This window comes from Streptomyces sp. NBC_00344, from assembly GCF_036088315.1.
Classification (GTDB): domain Bacteria; phylum Actinomycetota; class Actinomycetes; order Streptomycetales; family Streptomycetaceae; genus Streptomyces.
This window is the reverse complement of record NZ_CP107996.1, coordinates 6667158-6684059: the sequence shown is the minus strand read 5'-3', so window position 1 is coordinate 6684059 and position 16902 is coordinate 6667158. Positions and strand designations below refer to the sequence as shown.

Annotated in this window: 12 protein-coding genes; 5 read left to right on the top strand and 7 right to left on the bottom strand. The window is 69.5% G+C overall.

Translation table 11 applies throughout. From position 1 onward, the window contains the following. Positions 1 to 29: 29 nt before the first annotated feature. Both OHS16_RS30205 and OHS16_RS30200 read right to left on the bottom strand, forming a co-directional pair. Positions 30 to 1343, bottom strand: a complete 1314-nt coding sequence (locus OHS16_RS30205; protein WP_328540415.1) for an MFS transporter — start codon at positions 1341 to 1343, stop codon at positions 30 to 32. A gap of 425 nt (positions 1344 to 1768) precedes the next feature. Beyond that, positions 1769 to 2896, bottom strand: coding sequence for a PP2C family protein-serine/threonine phosphatase (locus tag OHS16_RS30200; RefSeq protein ID WP_328541042.1), 1128 nt, complete (start codon positions 2894 to 2896; stop codon positions 1769 to 1771). Positions 2897 to 3318: 422 nt separating this feature from the next. Between OHS16_RS30200 and OHS16_RS30195 the strand changes: the two genes are divergently transcribed. Together OHS16_RS30195 and OHS16_RS30190 are read left to right on the top strand one after the other, a co-directional pair. Then, positions 3319 to 4176: a hypothetical protein gene (locus OHS16_RS30195; protein ID WP_328540414.1), complete on the top strand. Its 858-nt coding sequence runs from the start codon at positions 3319 to 3321 to the stop codon at positions 4174 to 4176. Then, complete coding sequence (locus OHS16_RS30190; RefSeq protein ID WP_328540413.1) at positions 4173 to 4940, top strand: hypothetical protein; 768 nt, start codon at positions 4173 to 4175, stop codon at positions 4938 to 4940. The genes OHS16_RS30195 and OHS16_RS30190 overlap by 4 nt, the downstream gene beginning before the upstream one ends. 26 nt (positions 4941 to 4966) lie before the next feature. On the opposite strand, the gene OHS16_RS30185 is transcribed toward OHS16_RS30190, so the two are convergent. Both OHS16_RS30185 and OHS16_RS30180 read right to left on the bottom strand, forming a co-directional pair. Beyond that, on the bottom strand, positions 4967 to 5902 hold the full coding sequence (locus OHS16_RS30185) for a 5'-nucleotidase (RefSeq protein ID WP_328540412.1): 936 nt from the start codon (positions 5900 to 5902) through the stop codon (positions 4967 to 4969). A 195-nt stretch (positions 5903 to 6097) separates the two neighbouring features. After that, positions 6098 to 7231: a PP2C family protein-serine/threonine phosphatase gene (locus OHS16_RS30180; protein WP_328540411.1), complete on the bottom strand. Its 1134-nt coding sequence runs from the start codon at positions 7229 to 7231 to the stop codon at positions 6098 to 6100. Between the two features lie 698 nt (positions 7232 to 7929). Between OHS16_RS30180 and OHS16_RS30175 the strand changes: the two genes are divergently transcribed. Both OHS16_RS30175 and OHS16_RS30170 read left to right on the top strand, forming a co-directional pair. Then, positions 7930 to 8856 carry an oxidoreductase gene (locus tag OHS16_RS30175; RefSeq protein WP_328540410.1) on the top strand — a complete coding sequence of 309 codons (927 nt, stop codon included), beginning with the start codon at positions 7930 to 7932 and terminating at the stop codon, positions 8854 to 8856. 105 nt (positions 8857 to 8961) lie between these two features. Beyond that, entirely contained in the window at positions 8962 to 10371 is a 1410-nt protein-coding gene (locus OHS16_RS30170) for an MFS transporter (protein ID WP_328540409.1), read from the top strand. A 54-nt stretch (positions 10372 to 10425) separates the two neighbouring features. On the opposite strand, the gene OHS16_RS30165 is transcribed toward OHS16_RS30170, so the two are convergent. Then, on the bottom strand, positions 10426 to 11784 hold the full coding sequence (locus OHS16_RS30165; protein WP_328540408.1) for a chloride channel protein: 1359 nt from the start codon (positions 11782 to 11784) through the stop codon (positions 10426 to 10428). A 163-nt stretch (positions 11785 to 11947) separates the two neighbouring features. After that, on the bottom strand, positions 11948 to 12901 hold the full coding sequence (locus tag OHS16_RS30160; RefSeq protein WP_328540407.1) for a DUF389 domain-containing protein: 954 nt from the start codon (positions 12899 to 12901) through the stop codon (positions 11948 to 11950). Between the two features lie 227 nt (positions 12902 to 13128). On the opposite strand from OHS16_RS30160, the gene OHS16_RS30155 reads away from it, so the two are divergent. Beyond that, complete coding sequence (locus OHS16_RS30155; protein ID WP_328540406.1) at positions 13129 to 14949, top strand: glycoside hydrolase family 15 protein; 1821 nt, start codon at positions 13129 to 13131, stop codon at positions 14947 to 14949. Between the two features lie 82 nt (positions 14950 to 15031). On the opposite strand, the gene OHS16_RS30150 is transcribed toward OHS16_RS30155, so the two are convergent. Continuing rightward, complete coding sequence (locus OHS16_RS30150; protein ID WP_328540405.1) at positions 15032 to 16798, bottom strand: cation:proton antiporter; 1767 nt, start codon at positions 16796 to 16798, stop codon at positions 15032 to 15034. Positions 16799 to 16902 lie beyond the last annotated feature (104 nt).

The window sequence follows — 16902 nt, the reverse complement described above, 5'->3', positions numbered from 1 at the left end:
GGCGACGTTGCTCCGCAGCGCCGCGGGCTTCAGTCCGTTGCGTGCCGGGGTGCCTTCGGTGGGATGCAGAAGAGCGCGAGCGCGGCGGCCGTCAGGTACGCCGTCGCCCCAATGGCCATGCTGACCCGCAGTCCGCTGGTGAAGCCTGACGCGGCGGCCAGCAACGAGCCTCCCAGCGCGACGCCTGCGGCACTGCCCACCTGGCGGGTGGTGTTGAACAGGGCGGATGCGGTGCCCGAGTAGTGCTCGGGGGCGGCTGACATCGCGGTGGCGGTTGATCCGGTGAGGGCGAAGGATGTGCCGAACCCCGCCGCCATCATCGGCCCCACGAGCAGCAGATACCCGGGATCCGGCCCGGCGGCGGCCCAGCCGGCCAGCCCCGCCGCTCCCAGGAGCATGCCCGTGACCACGAGCGGGCGGTGTCCGGTGACGCCTGCCAGTCGCCCGGACAGGACGGAGGCGAACATCGTCATGGCAACCGCCGGGAAGAGGGCGATCCCGGTGCGCAGCGCGGACAGACCGCGTTCGTGCTGGAAGTACAGACTCGCGGTGAAGATCATGCCGTAGAAGGCGAAGTTGAACAGCAGGCCGATGGCCGCTCCCCCGCTCATCGCCCGGGAGCGCAGCAGCCGCAGCGGCAGCACGGGTCTGCGGGCCAGATGCTCGCGCAGGACGAAGGCGGCGGCTGCCACCAGACAGAGACCTGCCCCGGCGAGGATGAGAGGGTCCGCCCAGCCACGCCGTCCTGCCTCGTTGAGTACGGCGGTCAGCAGCGCCACCGTCACGATCAGCGCGCACTGGGCCGGCCAGTCCACGGGGCGGCCGGGGCGCCGGGCCGAAGCAGCCACATGGCGCAGCGTGAGCAACAGGCAGACGCATCCGACGGGCAGGTTGATGAAGAACACCCAGCGCCAGCCCACGGTGGTGACCAGGAGGCCGCCCAGCAGAGGGCCGGCGCAGGCGGCCGTGCCCGCGACGGAGCCCCATACCCCGAAGGCCCGGGAGCGTTCGGCGGGTGACGGATACGCCTGCTGGAGGAGGGCGAGGGAACCCGGCACGATCAGTGCCGCCCCGAGGCCTTCCAACAGCCGGGCGGCTACCAGCGCCTCGGTATTCGGGGCCAGTCCACAGCCGGCCGATGCGACGGTGAACACCACCACGCCGGCACAGAAGACCCGGCGGTGTCCCAGCCTGTCGCCCAGCGCCCCACCGGTGAGCAACAGGCCGGCGAATACCAAGGTGTAGCCGTCCGTGATCCACTGAATGCCGGTGAGGGAGGCCGACAGTTCCCGTCCGATCGCTGGAACGGCGACGTTGATGACCGTCACGTCCAGAATGACCATGAAATAGCCCGCACAGACCGCGAGAAGCGGGGTCAGGGGCTGTTTCGGAGCAGCGGGCCCATTCGATCGATCGGCTCGGGGGCTACCGGCGCGCACCATGGCGGCACCGTCTTCCGGCGGAGGCCCCGGTCGACGAGGGCGCGGCGGGCGAGGAGGCCCGTCGAGTCGTCACGGCAGCGTCCCGGGCCTTCGACGGACGGCGGTCGGTCGCTACGACGTCAGCACAGACATCCGGCCCGGTGGATTCCCCTGCGCCCCGGACAGCGCTTCGGTCGGCGGGCGCAGTGCTTCGCCTGCTGGGCCGGCTGCCGGCGCACGGTCGTTTCCAGCCCATCGCCCGAAGTCTCGAAGAGCACGCCGGACGCCGTGCCCCCTGCACGATGCCGGCCGTGACTGGCCCGGCAGAGGGTGACACGATCCGTGCCTCACGTTCCGGGGGTCTGCGCGAGGTCGCCCGGGCACCGCACGGTGAGGGCCGCAATGTCGTCGTCCAACTTTCCGCCGCTGTAGTCGAACAGGTCCCGGTGAAGCCGGTCGAGCAGCTCGCGCGGTGGTGCCGGGCCTTGCCGCCGCATCCATTCCGGCAGCGGGAAGAACTCGCCGGCACGGTCCCGGGTCTCCGTCACCCCGTCGGTGTAGAGCAGCAGCTGGTCGCCGGGGACGAAAGCGAAGGTGTCGACGCAGTAGCGGTCTCCGATCAGCGACGCGAGGTTGAGGGGAGGCGAGGGAGCGGTGGGTTCCAGGACACGGATTTCCGCCCGGTGCGCAAGCAGCGGCGGGGGGTGTCCGCAGTTGAGGAGTCTGACGTGGCCGCTGCCGGGCTGGATCTCGGCGAGAACAGTCGTGGCGAAGCGTTCCAGCAGGTCTTGAGCAGGGACCGCGGCACTGTAGCGGGTTATGCTCGCCTCCAGACGCCGGATGACGCCTGTCAGGTCCGGCTCGTCGAACGCGGCCTCCCTGAAGCAGCTGATCACCGCCGCGGCCGCACCCACCGCTGGCAGGCCCTTGCCGCGTACGTCACCGATGAGCAGCCGCACGCCATGGGGCGTGTCGGCCGCCTCGTAGAAGTCGCCGCCGATCCGGGCCTGCTCCTGGGCCGCCAGATACAGCGACTCGATCTCGATGTTCTGGATGCGGCGCGGCAGCGGACGCAGCAGCACCGTCTGTGCCGCGTCGGCGACGAGCCGGACTCGGATGAGCGTGTCCTCCCGCTGGAGCCGGACATGGCTTGCATATGCGGCCGCCAAGGTGACAGCGACGATCGCGGCCGCCGTGTACGGCGTCCCCAGGTCGGTGTAGACGAGCCCGAGGCTGATCATGATCAGCAGGCAGACCGCCCCCAGCAGGATCGTGGGAAGCACGGTCCACATCGCGGCAGCGAGGGCGGGCGCTGCGGGCAGGAGGCGGCTGAAGGCGATCTCCCTCGGTGTGGGCCACGCCAAGGCGGTGATGAGGATGGTGAGGATCACCGGGGACAGCTGGGCAACGCCCCACCGGCCGCCGTAGGGATGACGGCGACTCAGCAACCGTCGAAAACTGATCACAAAACGCATCATAACTGGACAAAGCATTCCGTTATACACCAGGTGATTCGGGCAGTTGAACTTCGGCCCCGACGACGCACTTCCCAGCCATCCGGTTGGCGCGTCCCCCCGGCCGTACCGCAGGCTCCGGCGCTCCCTCGTGAGTGGGCGGACGGGTGCCTGTGTCTCACCGCTTCGGTGACGCGCCACTGGGCGGACAAGCCGGGGCCGATGTGTCGGGCACCCCGCAGCAGCACGGTCAGCATCAGCCGGCGTCGGTCCGGCCCCGGTGGTCACCGGTCCTGCCGCACCGCTCTCCGGCGAGAGCACCGCTCACCCGCAGACTGCGGACCGGAAGCTGAGCCGGTGCGGGCACTTGAAGGCTGTGCTGTACTGGCCAGGTGGAGCGCAAGCACACACTGGCATGGGTCAGGCACACAAAGCTTCCCGGCGTGACGCCTTCCGGCACGCGCGCCCGGCAGGCCGACGAGGCGCGCAACCGGGTCCGGCTCATGATCGAGATCACGGCGCGGGCAGGCGCCTACCGCAAGGGGCTGATCGCGGCGACCCGACGCCTCAGCCCGGAGGAAGCGGTGATCCTTTCCGATCTGGAACGGCACGGGCTCCAGGTGCCGCAGTTGCACGACGTGCTGTGCGGCGGACATGTGCTGGTGGACGACCCACAGTTGTACGAGGACTGGCGGTTCGACGAGGTCAGCCATCCGCGCCTGTCCAGCCACCACCGGGACATCGACAAGTCGCTCTATCCCGACATCGGGATGCGCGGGGACGTGGTGCGGGAGAAGCTGCACGGACGCACCGCCCAGGGCACCTGGGTGCAGCTGGAGAAGACACCGGCTGCCTTCGGCGGTCGCAAGCTGCCCAGCATGAGCGACCTCCGGCATCTCATGGACTATGTGATCTACCGGCTCACCCGCAGCAACGTCGGCCCCTGGGGACTGTCTCGGATGACCGAGCGGTACCCGATGTACCTGGCGCCCGTACTGGCCGTGTCCACGTCTCTGACACCCGCGGTCGCAGGGTTGCTGACCCAGGCTCTGCGCCGGATCGAGGCGGCCGATGATGTCACCTCCGCCTCCCAGGATCTGGCGGCCAGGTTCCCTCCCCCGGACCGGGCCGACCTGACCGAAGAGCTGGGCCGGTCGCTGACCGGCAGAGCGGGACGTGGGTTGTTCGGCAGTTCCGAGGTGTGGATCACCGAGACGCCGTCACGCAGCGCCGCAGCGGTCTTCCGTGAGAGCCGCGTACCACCGGCGGTCGGCTGGTGGCGGACGGGAGGGCCGACGTGAGCGGCGATCAGCGTGACGTGCCCGCCGCGACTCCGTCCGAACCCGGCGCGGCCGCCGTCCCCGCGGGGCTGGTCTCGGCCGTGGTGGAACTGGTGAACACCGGACCGGTGCTGCTCGGTGCGTACACCGTCGCAGAGCTCACCGCCGTGGACGCGATCGTCGACTTCCTCGAGGCCAGGCCGTCGGACGACGTACTCGCCGAGGCCGTCCGCTCGCTCGCGGCACGCCAGCTGATTCTGGCGGGTTCTACGAGCGAGCAGGTTCAGGTGCAGGGTGACCTGGGCATCGCGGTGGCGTTCCAGCAACGGGCCCGCGAGGTGCTCGATGCCCGCACCACCGGCTCGGCGCCGGGTGAGCCATGGCGGATCCTGCTGCTCCCCCAGCCCGAGCGGATCTGCCTCGTGATCCGCATCGACGCGCTCGGCGTCCACCGGATCGGCCTGTACAAGCTCGACGAGTCCCTGAGAATGCTCACCGACTGGCTGCCGCGGGGCCCGGTGGCGGAGCACGATCCGGAGAGGGACGCCGAGGCCGTGCTCGCTGCCGCGGAGCGTTCCGCTCTGGTCACTGTCACGCACTACACCGCACAGGGATCGGCCGAGATCGCGGGCACCAGCAGTGATCTGATCCTCGCCCGCAGTGGAGGGCGGCTGCACGTCCTTGCCCGGGACCCCAGCGACAGGGACACACTGGTGCCGGACCCGGCGGCAGGCAAGGACGACGTCACCAGCAGGCTCCTCGGAATGCTGACGCGCGAGCCATGACGCGGGGGCCGCCGCCCGCGCTGCACTCAGGCGGGAGCCTCATTCACCTTGCCGAAGGGCACATGAACGCTGGGTGTGGTGTGCGAGGTGCCGGTCAGGTGGCCCACCTGGTCGTCGAAGAAGATGTGCGGCTTCAGGATCCGCATGACCGCACCCTTGTCGATGCCGCCGAGGAAGAACGCGTCGTTGACTGTCACACCCCAGTTCTTCAGGCTGCGCACCGCACGTTCGTGGGCCGGTGCGTTGCGGGCGGTGACGAGCGAGACGTGGACGCGGATCTTGTAGTCCGGATCCCTTGTGCGCTGCTCCTCCTCGTGCCGCTGGACGCGGTTCACACTGGCGAGGAAGTCCCGCAGCGGGCCGGGGTCGTGCGGAGTTGCGGCGTTCACGGTCTCGTGCGAGCGGAACTTCTCTATTCCGTCGGCCTGGTAGACCTGTTCCGAGGCGTCGTCGGCGAGGACCCCGTCGAAGTCGAAGGCGATGCGCAGGTCCTGGTCATCGGCATCGTCGGCAAACGCGGACCCGAGTACGTACCCAGCAGGCAGGCCGAGGGCGACGGCCTCACGGACGTCTGTCTCGTTCGCGGAGAGGAACAGCGACATGTTCAGGGCCGGCATGAAGTGGTACGGCGAGCGCCCCTGCATGAAAATGGCCCGGCTGATCGGCAGGCCGTGGGACTGGATGGACCGCATGACCCGCAGGCCGGTGTCGGGGTCGTTGCGGGACAGGACGATGACCTCTACGAGAGGATCGCCGAGTGGGTGCAGGTTGTTCAGGGACAGCAGTCTGCGGATGAAGGAGAAAGCCACGCCACGGCCGAGGGTGTCGGCCAGGTGGGTCTCCTGGTAAGCGCGGTAGGGTTCCTCGCCCTGGTCGCGGAAGACGGCATCCGCCTCCGCCAGGTCGAACAGAGCGCTGGACGCGACACCGATGACCAGGCGGTTGGTGAGTTCGTAGGGCACGGCTCTCCCTGCATCAATCCAAACGCGTGTCCCAATCATGGCATCGGGAGGCGCGGAAACCGATGCCATCCCCCGCACCCGCGTCCTCGGGACGTGACCTTTCCGAGGGCGCTGCGCGCCGGCCCCCGGCGCGAGGAGCCCGCCGCATGCGTTCACGGGAACTGCCCTCACGCCATTCAGTCGCGCGACACGGCCTCAGCTGATCTGCCGCTCAGGGTCTGCTTCTCCTGTCCGCTGGATCGCGACCATAGCCACGTCATCGCTGAGTCGGGAGGCCGCGTAGTGCTCCAGATCCTCCTGGACGGCCCGCAGCAGTTGGGCCGGAGTTCCGCCGCTCAGACCGGCAAGCCGGTCCGCGAGCGGATAAAAGGCGCCCTTCGCGTTACGGGTCTCGATCACTCCGTCGGTGTAGAGGAGCAGGATGTCCCCCCTGCCCAGCGGGCAGGTGCCGGCCTCCTGCGTGGCCTGCCCGAGGTCGCCCAGGCCAAGGGGCAGAGCCGGCACATCCGAAGTCAGCGCGAGGACCCCGTCCTCACGCAGCAGGAGCGGCGGTGGGTGCCCGCAGCTGACGAAACGCAACATCCGGCCGCCGTCCTGCACGTCGACCAGGACGGCGGTGATGAAGCTCTCCGGGCCGAGCGGGCCTGGCGGAGTCGCCGGCGTGCCGGGTGGTACCGGCGTGGACACAGCGAGGTCCGACATGTCCTCGCGGATTGCTCGGTCGAGGTCCCCGGGCAGCTCTCGCAACGGGACGCGGCGCCTGGCGGCGCGTCGGAAGGCTGCCAGCAGGAAGCCCGCCAGTTCCGTGGCCCCCAGCCCCTTGCCCTGCACGTCGCCCACGATCAGCCTGATCTCCCCGTCGTCCAGGCGGGCCACGGCGTACAGGTCTCCGCCGATGGCCGCTTCGTCGTCGGCGGCCAGATACATCGACGCCAGCGTCAGCGAGCCCAGGCGTGCCGGCAACGGCGGCATGAGCGCCCTCTGGGTCACGGCAGCCACCCACCGAGCCTGGGCGAGCTGGCGCTCGCGCCGCGTTCGGGCGGCGGCCGCCCTCACAGAGGCCACACTGATCAGCACCATAGTGATCAGGACAATGGTGAAGTTCTCGTCACCCAGCTGTCCGTTGCTGGCGCCCGCCACCACGGCGGCTGTCATGGATACGACGGCCACCACCAGGACCGCTGCGGGGCCCAGGAACACCGCGGACAAGGCCGGAACCGCCACCAGCAGGCCGGCAATCCGCACACGTGAGCCGCCCAGCTCATCGAACGCCAGCAGAACAACGACGACCAGCAGCGCCGTCACGAACCGGGCCGTGGGGGATCGCATCACTCGCGGTCCTCGCAGCTGACCCGGCCCCTCACTTGGACCCATAGGACAAAGTTACTCAACTCCCGGCGGAACCGCTCGGCTGTCAGACCCCGCCCACGGCCCCACACCACCGGCCGGGGGGCTGTCACGGGCGGCCGCGGAACTCACGGCGCGCAGCGGGTACAGAACGTACGGATTGCCGGGCCTCGGGTGCCAGGGTCCAGCGCATAGTGGAAAAATATCGAGCGGGTGTGCCGCTCGTCGGTGGCGGCAGGCGGCTATGAAGTCTGCCGCTGAGCCGGCCGGCAGCCGCGCGGCGAGCGGGCGGCGGTCCGCAGATGCGGGCCGCACGACCGGCTGACCGCCGGCTTCGACCAGGCCGTCACCGGGCGCGGAACTCGGTGGAACGGGCGATCAACACGTTGAAGCAGTTCGGAGCGGCCGCCACGCGGTGCGATGTGCGCGCGTACGACGTCTTCAGCCGTCTCACGACTGCCACGCGCCTCATCAGGATCCGTTCCTGACAAGGGAGAGCGCGGGGCCGAGGCATCACCAGTTACAACTCGGACTGCGTGTGCGGGGTTCCCGGTCACCCTGTGACATTCCCCCGATGCTCCGTACCTTCCCGCCAGACATGTCACCCGCCCATACTCCAGGACCGCCGCGTCTCAAGTCGTCGACCGGTGGTGGCCGATCGGATGGAGTTGAGGGAAGAGATGACGTCGCACCCGCTCGTTGCGGACGCTGCCGGCACGTGGCTGCTCGGTGACCTGGAGGTCAACCGGATGGGCTTCGGCGCGATGCGCCTGACAGGCAGCGCAGCTTTCCACCAGGGCACACCCAGCGACCGCGGCCAGGCAATCGGTGTCATCCGCCGTGCGGTCGAACTCGGCATCAACCACATCGACACCGCTGCCTTCTACTTCTCCCGGCTGCGCTCCGCCAACGAACTGATCAACTCGGCGCTGGCGCCTTACGCGGACGACCTCGTCATCGTCACCAAGGTCGGCCCGGCGAGGGATGCCGACGGCGAGTGGGGCACCCCGGCGCGGCCCGACCAACTGCGCGGTCAGGTCGAGGAGAATCTGCGTCAACTCGGCCGCGACCACCTCGACGTGGTCAACCTGCGCCTCATGGGCCAGGATTCCATCAGTGAGCACTTCGGTGCTCTTGCCGAGCTGCGCGGCGCCGGGCTCATCCGGCATCTCGGCATCTCCGGCGCCCGACCGGAGCACGTGGCCCAGGCCCAGGAGATCGCCCCCGTGGTATGCGTCCAGAACCGCTTCGGCATCGACGCGCCCGGCGGAGACGAGATGCTCCGGGCATGCGCGGCTCGCGGCATCGCGTTCGTGCCCTTCTTCGCCATCGCCGGGGAGGGACGCGAGGCCGGAGCCGTCAGGGCCGAGCACGACCAGGTTCACACTGTGGCCCGCGCGCACGGCGTCTCACCCGCGCAGGTCCGTCTGGCATGGATCCTGCGGCAGGGCGACCATGTGTTGGCGATCCCCGGGACCGGCAACCCGGAACACCTCGTCGACAACGTGGCAGCGGGCGCACTCGTGCTGACGGATGAAGAACGGCGGCTACTCGATTCGCTCCGGGACCGGCGCCTCCACCCGGACGGGCCCGCGAACACCTGTTGACCTGACGAGGTGGAGATGCGGCTCCAGCGGGAGGCGGTCTCGGCACGATCCTCTGCCGCCGACGATTCGGCCTGCACCGAACGGTATGTGCGTAACGATGGCGACATGTCCTCATCGCCCGGCACTCCCCTCTCGCATCCAGCACGTACGGCCCCCACCGCCCCGCGCTCAGTGGTCCTGACCGTGATGTGTGCGGGCATGTTCCTCGTCCAGCTGGACGTGACCGTTGTCAACGTGGCTCTGCCCCACATCGGCGATGCGCTCCACACCGACCTGGCGGGACTCCAATGGGTGGTCGACTCCTACACGGTGGTTCTGGCCGCGTTCCTGCTCGGCGCGGGGGTTGCCGGTGACCGGTGGGGGCACCGGAACGTGGCTGTGCTGGGATTCGCTCTCTTCGGGGCGGCCTCGCTGATGTGCGGCCTCGCCCCGGACTCCGCCGCCCTGGTGGCCGCACGCGCCGGCCAGGGCCTGTCGGCCGCACTGTTGCTTCCCAGCACTCTCGCCGTAGTCAATCGCACCTTTCCTGAACGAGCCGAGAAGGCAAAGGCATTGGGCATCTGGGCCGGGATCTCGGCACTGGCGCTGCCCGCCGGGCCGCTCCTGGGCGGAGTCCTGGTCACCGCGGCCGGCGGATGGCGCGCCGTCTTCCTGATCAACCTGCCTGTCGTGGTGGCCGCCCTCGCACTGACCCTGCGCGTCGTGCGCAAGGACGAACCCTCCCGCAGCAGCCACTTCGACCTTCCTGGCGTGCTCGCGTCGGCCGTGGTTCTGACGGCGCTGGTCTACTGCGCGATCAGCGTGGGCCGCGCGGGGGCGCCGGCACGGGCTCTGACCGCTGCCGGGGTCGCGGTGGCCGGCGCGGCCGCCCTGGCGGCGTGGGAACGACGTGCGCCGAACCCGATGCTGCCTCCGGCGCTGCTGCGCAGGCTGGACTTCGTGGGCGCCAACACGGTCGCGGCCGCCATGAACTTCGTCGGCATCGGTACGGTGTTCGTGGTGACGCTGTATCTGCAGCAGGTGCGGGGCCACGACGCGCTGTCCGCCGGCGCCTTGCTGCTGCCGCTGTTTGTCCCGCTCGCGGTGTGCGCGCCCTTCGCCGGACGCCTGGCCGCTCGGTTCGGCCCCCGGCCGCCGATGCTCGCCGGTCTGTTGCTCGGCGCCACGGGCGCCGCGAGTCTGCTGTCCATCGGCCCCGGAAGTTCCTCCCTACGGCTCGTTCCCGCTCTGCTCGGACTGGGGCTCGGGATGGGGCTGCTGACACCCTCCGTGGTCGCCGCCTCCCTCCAGGCCGGCCCCCCGGAACTTCCGGGACTGTCCTCCGGGGTCAACAACACCGCTCGTCAGGCGGGTGGCGCCCTGGGCATCGCGGTCTTCGGAGCGATGGTGCAGGACACCGCCGCCGCCGGGCGGTTCACGGACGGCCTGCACCACATCGGCGTACTCGCCGCCGCCCTCTGGCTGGCCGCCGCAGCTCTGACCCTGCTCGCGGTGCCTCGTGCGAACCGGCAGTGAAGAGCGTGCAGGCGTTCCAGGAACCTGCCCGAACCATCGTGCCCACGGTGGTCTTCACGGGGTTGAGCCGGCCCGGTCCTGCGCCGGTCCGGGCACAGGGGTGAGCCGGAGCGACAGGACGTAGGAGACCACGACCGCGACAATGACGAGCGGCATCACGGTGAGGCCTTCTGCGCCCAGGAGCAGCGTGGCCAGCAGCACCGCCGTCATCGGCAGTTTCAGCATCGCCACGCACATCGCTCCGAGGCCCATGGCGAAGCCGGACGTCGTGTCGAGGCCCGGAAGATGCGCCACGGCCAGACCTCCCGCTGCCCCCACGAACATTGAGGGAAATACCGGCCCGCCGCGAAAGCTGCTGAGCGAAAGGCTGTAGGCGAGCGCCTTGCAGATCACGAGTACCACCAGAGCGCCCGCGGTCTGCTTGGCCTGACCGGCCAGCAACGGGCCCAGGGCACTCTGGCCGGAGTAGAGCACTCCGGACGCCTTGTTGCCCGTCCACTCGGCGTACACGAGCGCGATCACTCCCACGAGCGCACCGCTCAGCACGGTGGCCACGATCCGCTGCCGCTCGACCCGTGTCTGCAGGAAGAGGGCGGCCCTGCGTACCCCTGCCCCGGTGAGGGCCGCCGCCACCCCGACGGCGAGTGCCCAGCCGAATGCGACGATGTCGGGGCGGTCGGCGTGCGGCACATGGTGAAGGGTCAGCGAGTAGGTGCCGAGGCCGGTCCATGACCCCAGGCCGGTGAAGATCAGTGCGCCCACTCCGGCAGCGAGAAGGCCCGGCACCAGGACGACTCCCATCATCACTCCACCGAGACCGGCCGCCTCCATCAGGAGGAACGCGCCGAGCAGCGGCGAGCCGAGCAGCGTACTGATGGCCGCGAAGCTCCCGGCGGCTGCCAGCACGGCAATCGCGTTCGGCTGGATGTCACGCTTCACCGCCCTGACGGCGAAGACAGCGAGGCCGCCGCCGAGCGCAATGAGCGGCGCCTCGGGCCCGAGTACCACACCTCCTGCCAGGGAAGCCAGCGCCGCGATCGCGATACCGGGCAGTTCTGCCGACGACGGCGCACCCTTGGCGGCCAGGCCCTCGGCCGGCTTGTGTCCGCCCTCCCCCGGCAGGTAGCGGATGGAAAGGGCCACCAGGAGCCCGGTGACGGCGAGCAGCGGAATCGGCCACCAGGAAGGTGTTCCGTGGAATCCGAGGCCCCGGGGAAGGTCGGTGTAGGTCAGCGACTGGAGTTCGGAGACGAGAGCCAGAAAGCCGAACGCCACCGCGGAAATCGGGATGCCGAGAAGCGCCGCCATCACCAGCAGCACCGCGTAACCGCGCGTACGGACCAGTGCCAGCGGATCCGGGGCTGTGGTCGCGGTCCGGCCGGGGGCGGCGGTCGGTCCTGGGGTGGCCGACATGCTCATCGTCTCCTCAGCATCGGAAGCCATCTGAAACGCGTCGGTCGACAAGCCTCGCGCATGTCCTACCACGGGCGGACGGCGCCACCGGGGCTTTCGGCCCAGCCTGTCCGGCGTTTCACCGATCGTCATTCCCACAGCTCAGCTCGCCGGGAGGGCGCCGCTACCGCCGGGCACTCGGATCACGCCGGGCGCCGACCCGGCGCCAGATCGCCCGCTGGCAGCGGAGTGTCGCGGTGCCCATCACGATGAGCACGACGATGTTGACGAACAGCTGGACGAGCGAGCCCCGGACCTCGCTCCAGCTGGTGAAGGCGACGGAGACCGCAATGTCCGCGGCTGCGGGGATCGTCGTGACCGAGATGAACACCCCCAACAGGGCACTCGTCTTTGCCTCGGTGAGCGAGACGACGCCGATGACGCCGGCCAGCCCCGCGACGGCGAAGGAGAAGAAGTTGGGCGTGTTGATCAGCTGGGAGACCGGTCGCACGCCCAGGCTGAACGCGTCCGATTCGAAGCCGCATGCGCGGATCAGCAAGCTGAAGAGAAACGTGACGACGATGGCCAGGGAGAAGCCCCTCAGCAGCGCGAGAAGCCCTTGGCGGATCCGGTTGCCGTCGTGCTGATCGATGCCCAGAGCGATGCTGACGATGGCTCCGTACTCGGGGCCGACGACCATCGCCGCGACGATCAGAATCTGGGAGTTGGTGACAATCCCGACCGCGCCGATGAGCCCGGCGACAACCAGGTAGAGGTAGAAACTCGGCGCATACGTGCCCAGTGAGCGGATCCGCGCCTCGACTTCCTCCCAGACCGGGGCATGGGTGAGCACACCCATCCTCTGCGCCCCCGCCTTGGCATCCCGGCCGAAGAAGGCCATGTCCACCGGCTCGATGACGATGGAGCCCCGCTCGTCCAGATGCAGTGCACGCAGGGCCCGAAGGACCTCGTTCGCCGCACCGGTCAGCACGTCGCAGGCGATGGCGTCGCCGCCCGGGTGGCGCGCGGCGCCGGGTTGTGTCACGAGGTTGAGGACCGAGGGGTCGCCAGAGAGAAACGCAAGGACCCGCTCGGTGATGTCCGGTGGGCTCACCACGCGGACACGGATCACGTCCAATCCTGAACCTCCACGGCCTCCGGCCGCCAGTGGCGGCTGCCGGCCCTTGCAGGATCCCTCAGAGAGACCGGCCCTCGGCGCCGACGCCACGCGCAGACCGTCCACCAATCCAGAGCGTCCGAAAGAGCTCGGGCAGGCGATCTGCCGGGTCGCCCGCCACGACGGGCGCACCTGCCGGTCCTGGCCGATAGTGAAGCCAAGGGACCTCTCCGATCCGGGGGACACTCATGGACCGCTACCCGCCGATTGCCGAGCACGGCCTCATAGGCGACCTGCAGAGCGCGGCACTGGTGACCTCGCGAGGTGTCGTGGACTGGTTCGCCGCACCCCGCTTCGACTCCCCCAGCATCTTCGCCGCCCTGCTCGACCACGACCGCGGCGGGTACTTCCGCGTCGGAACCGACGATCCGCAGGCGACCTGCAAGCAGCTCTACTACCCGGACACCGCCCTCCTGGTCACCCGGTTCATGTCTCCGGACGGGGTCGGTGAGGTGATCGACTGGATGCCACCGATCACCAGGCGTACCGCGACCGACCGGCACACCCTGGCCCGCACGGTGCGTACCGTGCGCGGAACCGTTCGCTTCAGTCTCGAGTGCCGACCACGATTCGACTACGGCCGGGCCACCCACGAACTCGACCTGAGACCCGGCGCTGCCGTGTTCCGGGCGCCGGGCGTGACCGCGTACCTGCAGAGCACCGTTCCGCTGGAGCGTGACGGCAACGATCTGCGCGGTACGTTCACGTTGCACGTCGGGGAGGCGGCAGCGGTCGTTCTCACCGTCTGCGACGCAGACGGTGAGGCTCCACCGCCGCCCACCGAGGACGGGATCACCCAGCAGCTGTGGGACGCGGCCGACTTCTGGCAGAAGTGGGTCCGTGGCTCCCACTATCGCGGCCGCTGGCGTGACATGGTCAATCGCTCCGCCATCACGCTCAAGCTGCTCACCTACGCACCCACCGGCGCGCCGGTCGCCGCGGCCACCATGGGCCTGCCCGAACAGATCGGCGGTGAACGCAACTGGGACTACCGCTACACCTGGGTACGCGACGGATCGCTCTCCGTCCGGTCGCTGCTCGACCTGGGCTTCGTCGAGGAAGCCACTGCCTTCACGCACTGGCTCGGCGACCGGCTTCGCGAGAGTGCAGGCAAGGACGGCGAGCCGCTCCAGATCATGTACCGGGTCAACGGCGAACCTCTCCTGGGCGAGGAGATACTCGGTCACCTGGAGGGCTATCGCGGCTCCGCCCCGGTGCGGCTGGGCAACGCAGCGGCCGACCAGTTGCAGCTGGACATCTACGGCGAGGCGCTCTACGCCCTCTCGGAGGGCCGTGAGGTCGCCATGCAGACCGGCTACCGGGGCTGGAAGGAGCTGTCCCGCACCCTGGACTGGCTGGCCGATTCGTGGGACCGCCCGGACGAGGGCGTCTGGGAGACCCGTGGCGGGCGACAGGACTTCACGTACAGCCGGGTGATGTGCTGGGCCGCGTTCGACCGCGGCCTGCGGCTGGCCTCGGACTTCAGACGGCCCGCCGACACCGACCGCTGGACGAAGGCCCGTGACGCCATCCTCGAGCAGGTCATGGAGCGCGGCTGGAGCGAGTCGAGCCAGGCCTACGTGCAGCACTACGGAGGCGACGACGTCCTGGACGCCTCGCTGCTCCTGATGCCCCGGGTCGGATTCGTGGCTCCCCGCGACCCGTCCTGGCTGTCCACCCTGGATGCGATGGACCGCACGCTGGTGTCCGACAGCCTGGTCTACCGGTACGACCCGGCCGCATCCCCGGACGGCCTGCGCGGCTCCGAAGGCACCTTCAGCCTCTGCACCTTCCTGTATGTCGACGCACTGGCCCGGGCCGGGCGGCTGCGCCCTGCCCGGTACACCTTCGAGAAGATGCACACCTATGCCAACCATGTGGGACTGTTCGCCGAGGAGGTGGGCCCCAGCGGCGAGCAGCTGGGCAACTTCCCGCAGGCCTTCACTCATCTGTCGCTCATCTCGGCGGCCTGCACCCTGGACGAGGCCCTCGACCGGCAGCGCGGCTGACACCCACCCGAGAAGCGATGTTCGTGGGTACGCAGAACCGGCAGGACCTGCACAAACGCCGGGAGAGGATCCCTGCGGGCACCTACGAAGGGGACACCGCCGGGGGCGAGAGCAGGATGGCGATGTCGCCTCCCGCGGGCACCGGCACAGTGGTCCCGGTGACAGCGGTGAGCTGTCCGTCCGCACGCACCAGGAACAGCATGTCGTGTCCGGCGGGAATGGCCCCGTCGAACGAGTGGGTGATGATCCGAGCGCCTCCCGCGTACCGGCGAACCAGTTCAGGCCGGTTCAGGCCGGGGGCGAACAGCGCCTCACCACCCGTGTAGGGGGCGACCACACCATGGCTGTCCGTGGGCGGCCGCAAGCGGTGGACGGGCCCCTTCACCGTCTCCTCGAGGGTCATGCATGCGAGAGCGTTGAAGTCGTCCTCCCCGGTGAGCAGAAGTACATCGGTGATGCCTTCCAGCTCGGCTCCCGCACCGGTGGCGGCAGCGAGAAGTTCCCCGGGCGCGAGCTCAAGACCGGCATCCGTGATGCTCCGGCGCTGCCGGTCGAGGCCTGCCCACACGAGCACGTCCAGGCCCGCCGTGCGCAGAGCGCCCCCCAGCTCCACGACCCAGGGATCGCCGCCGACCAGCAGCGGCCGCGACCGTGCCGAACGCCGTACGCCAAGAATCCGCGCTGCGGGAAGAGCGGTCAGGCCGTACAGCATGACAGTGGCGACGATCACCAGGAAGGTGGCCGGAAGGATCTTCTCTGCTCCCCCGATGCCGGCCTGCACGAGCGCGACGGAGAAGGTGGAGGCGGTCGCCGCGGCGACGATGCCCCGTGGTGCCATCCACCCGATGAACCACCTTTCCCGGTACGGAACATCGGTGCGGGCAGTGGACACCAACGCCACCAGCGGTCTGACCACGAAAACGAGTGCGCCGACGAGGCCCAGGGCTGGCAGCACCACATGGCGCAGCGACTCCGGGGTGACGGTGGCGGAGATGGCGACGAACAGCAGCCCGATGGTCAGTGAGACCAGCGTCTCGAAGAAGGGCCGGCGTGCCGGGATGTCCAGCCCGGGCAGATTGGCCAGAGCCATGCCCATGACGACGGCGGCGATGAGGCCGGTGTCATCCCGGAACGCGTCACAGAACGCTGCCACCGCGGCCACGGTGGCAAGCTGCACCGTCGTGCCGAGCATCTCGTCCAGGGCGAGATGACGCAGCAGCAGCCAGAGCACAGCGGCGCCGGCAGCGCCGCCGGCCAGTCCGACCGCTGCGCTGCCGCTGAACTTGCCCAGCTGGCTGCTCAGTCCGTGCTGACCGTAGGCCTGGACACCGTGGAAGACGAACGCGCCGAGGATGCCGCCGAGCGGGTCGATCAGGGTGCCCTCCCAGACGAGGATGCGTTGCAGCCGTTCGCTCGGGCGGACGAAGTTGAGCAGCGGCCCGACGACGGTCGGGCCGCTGACCACGAGGATCGCACCCAGCATCACGGCCGCACCAAGCGACATGTCCATGATGGGGACGGCGAGCAGCGCGGCCGATACGCAGGTGGTAAGTGCCCCGAGCCAGATGAGCCTGACCACGACCGTGCGGGTGTGTCCCCTGAAGCGACTCAGATCCAGCCCGAGGCCGGCGTCGTAGAGAATCACAGCGACAGCGAGCGAGACCAGCGGGGAGAACGCGGCGCCCAGCAGCTTCTCGGGATCGACGTCGTCGGTCAGGATGCCGGCGATGAATCCGGCCGGCAGCAGCAGGAGGATCGCCGGTACACGCAGCCGGTTCGCCAGCACCTGGGCGCCGACGGCGAGGGCCACGATCAGTCCGATCCCGATCAGTACCTCACTGGATGTCATTGCAGCTCCTCTTGAACCCCGTATCACCCGGTGAGCCGGTGGATGATCCGGCCGGCCCGGGACCTGGCAGCAGCCGGTCACGGATCCTCGTCACCGTTCGCCGG

What these genes read in the sequence shown, in the direction of transcription:
- OHS16_RS30170 (WP_328540409.1), top strand. Translation starts at nt 8,962, where the DNA reads ATGTCCTCATCGCCCGGCACTCCCCTCTCGCATCCAGCACGTACGGCC.
- OHS16_RS30200 (WP_328541042.1), bottom strand. Translation starts at nt 2,896, where the DNA reads ATGCGTTTTGTGATCAGTTTTCGACGGTTGCTGAGTCGCCGTCATCCC.
- OHS16_RS30180 (WP_328540411.1), bottom strand. Translation starts at nt 7,231, where the DNA reads ATGCGATCCCCCACGGCCCGGTTCGTGACGGCGCTGCTGGTCGTCGTT.
- OHS16_RS30175 (WP_328540410.1), top strand. Translation starts at nt 7,930, where the DNA reads ATGACGTCGCACCCGCTCGTTGCGGACGCTGCCGGCACGTGGCTGCTC.
- OHS16_RS30150 (WP_328540405.1), bottom strand. Translation starts at nt 16,798, where the DNA reads ATGACATCCAGTGAGGTACTGATCGGGATCGGACTGATCGTGGCCCTC.
- OHS16_RS30165 (WP_328540408.1), bottom strand. Translation starts at nt 11,784, where the DNA reads ATGTCGGCCACCCCAGGACCGACCGCCGCCCCCGGCCGGACCGCGACC.
- OHS16_RS30205 (WP_328540415.1), bottom strand. Translation starts at nt 1,343, where the DNA reads ATGGTCATTCTGGACGTGACGGTCATCAACGTCGCCGTTCCAGCGATC.
- OHS16_RS30155 (WP_328540406.1), top strand. Translation starts at nt 13,129, where the DNA reads ATGGACCGCTACCCGCCGATTGCCGAGCACGGCCTCATAGGCGACCTG.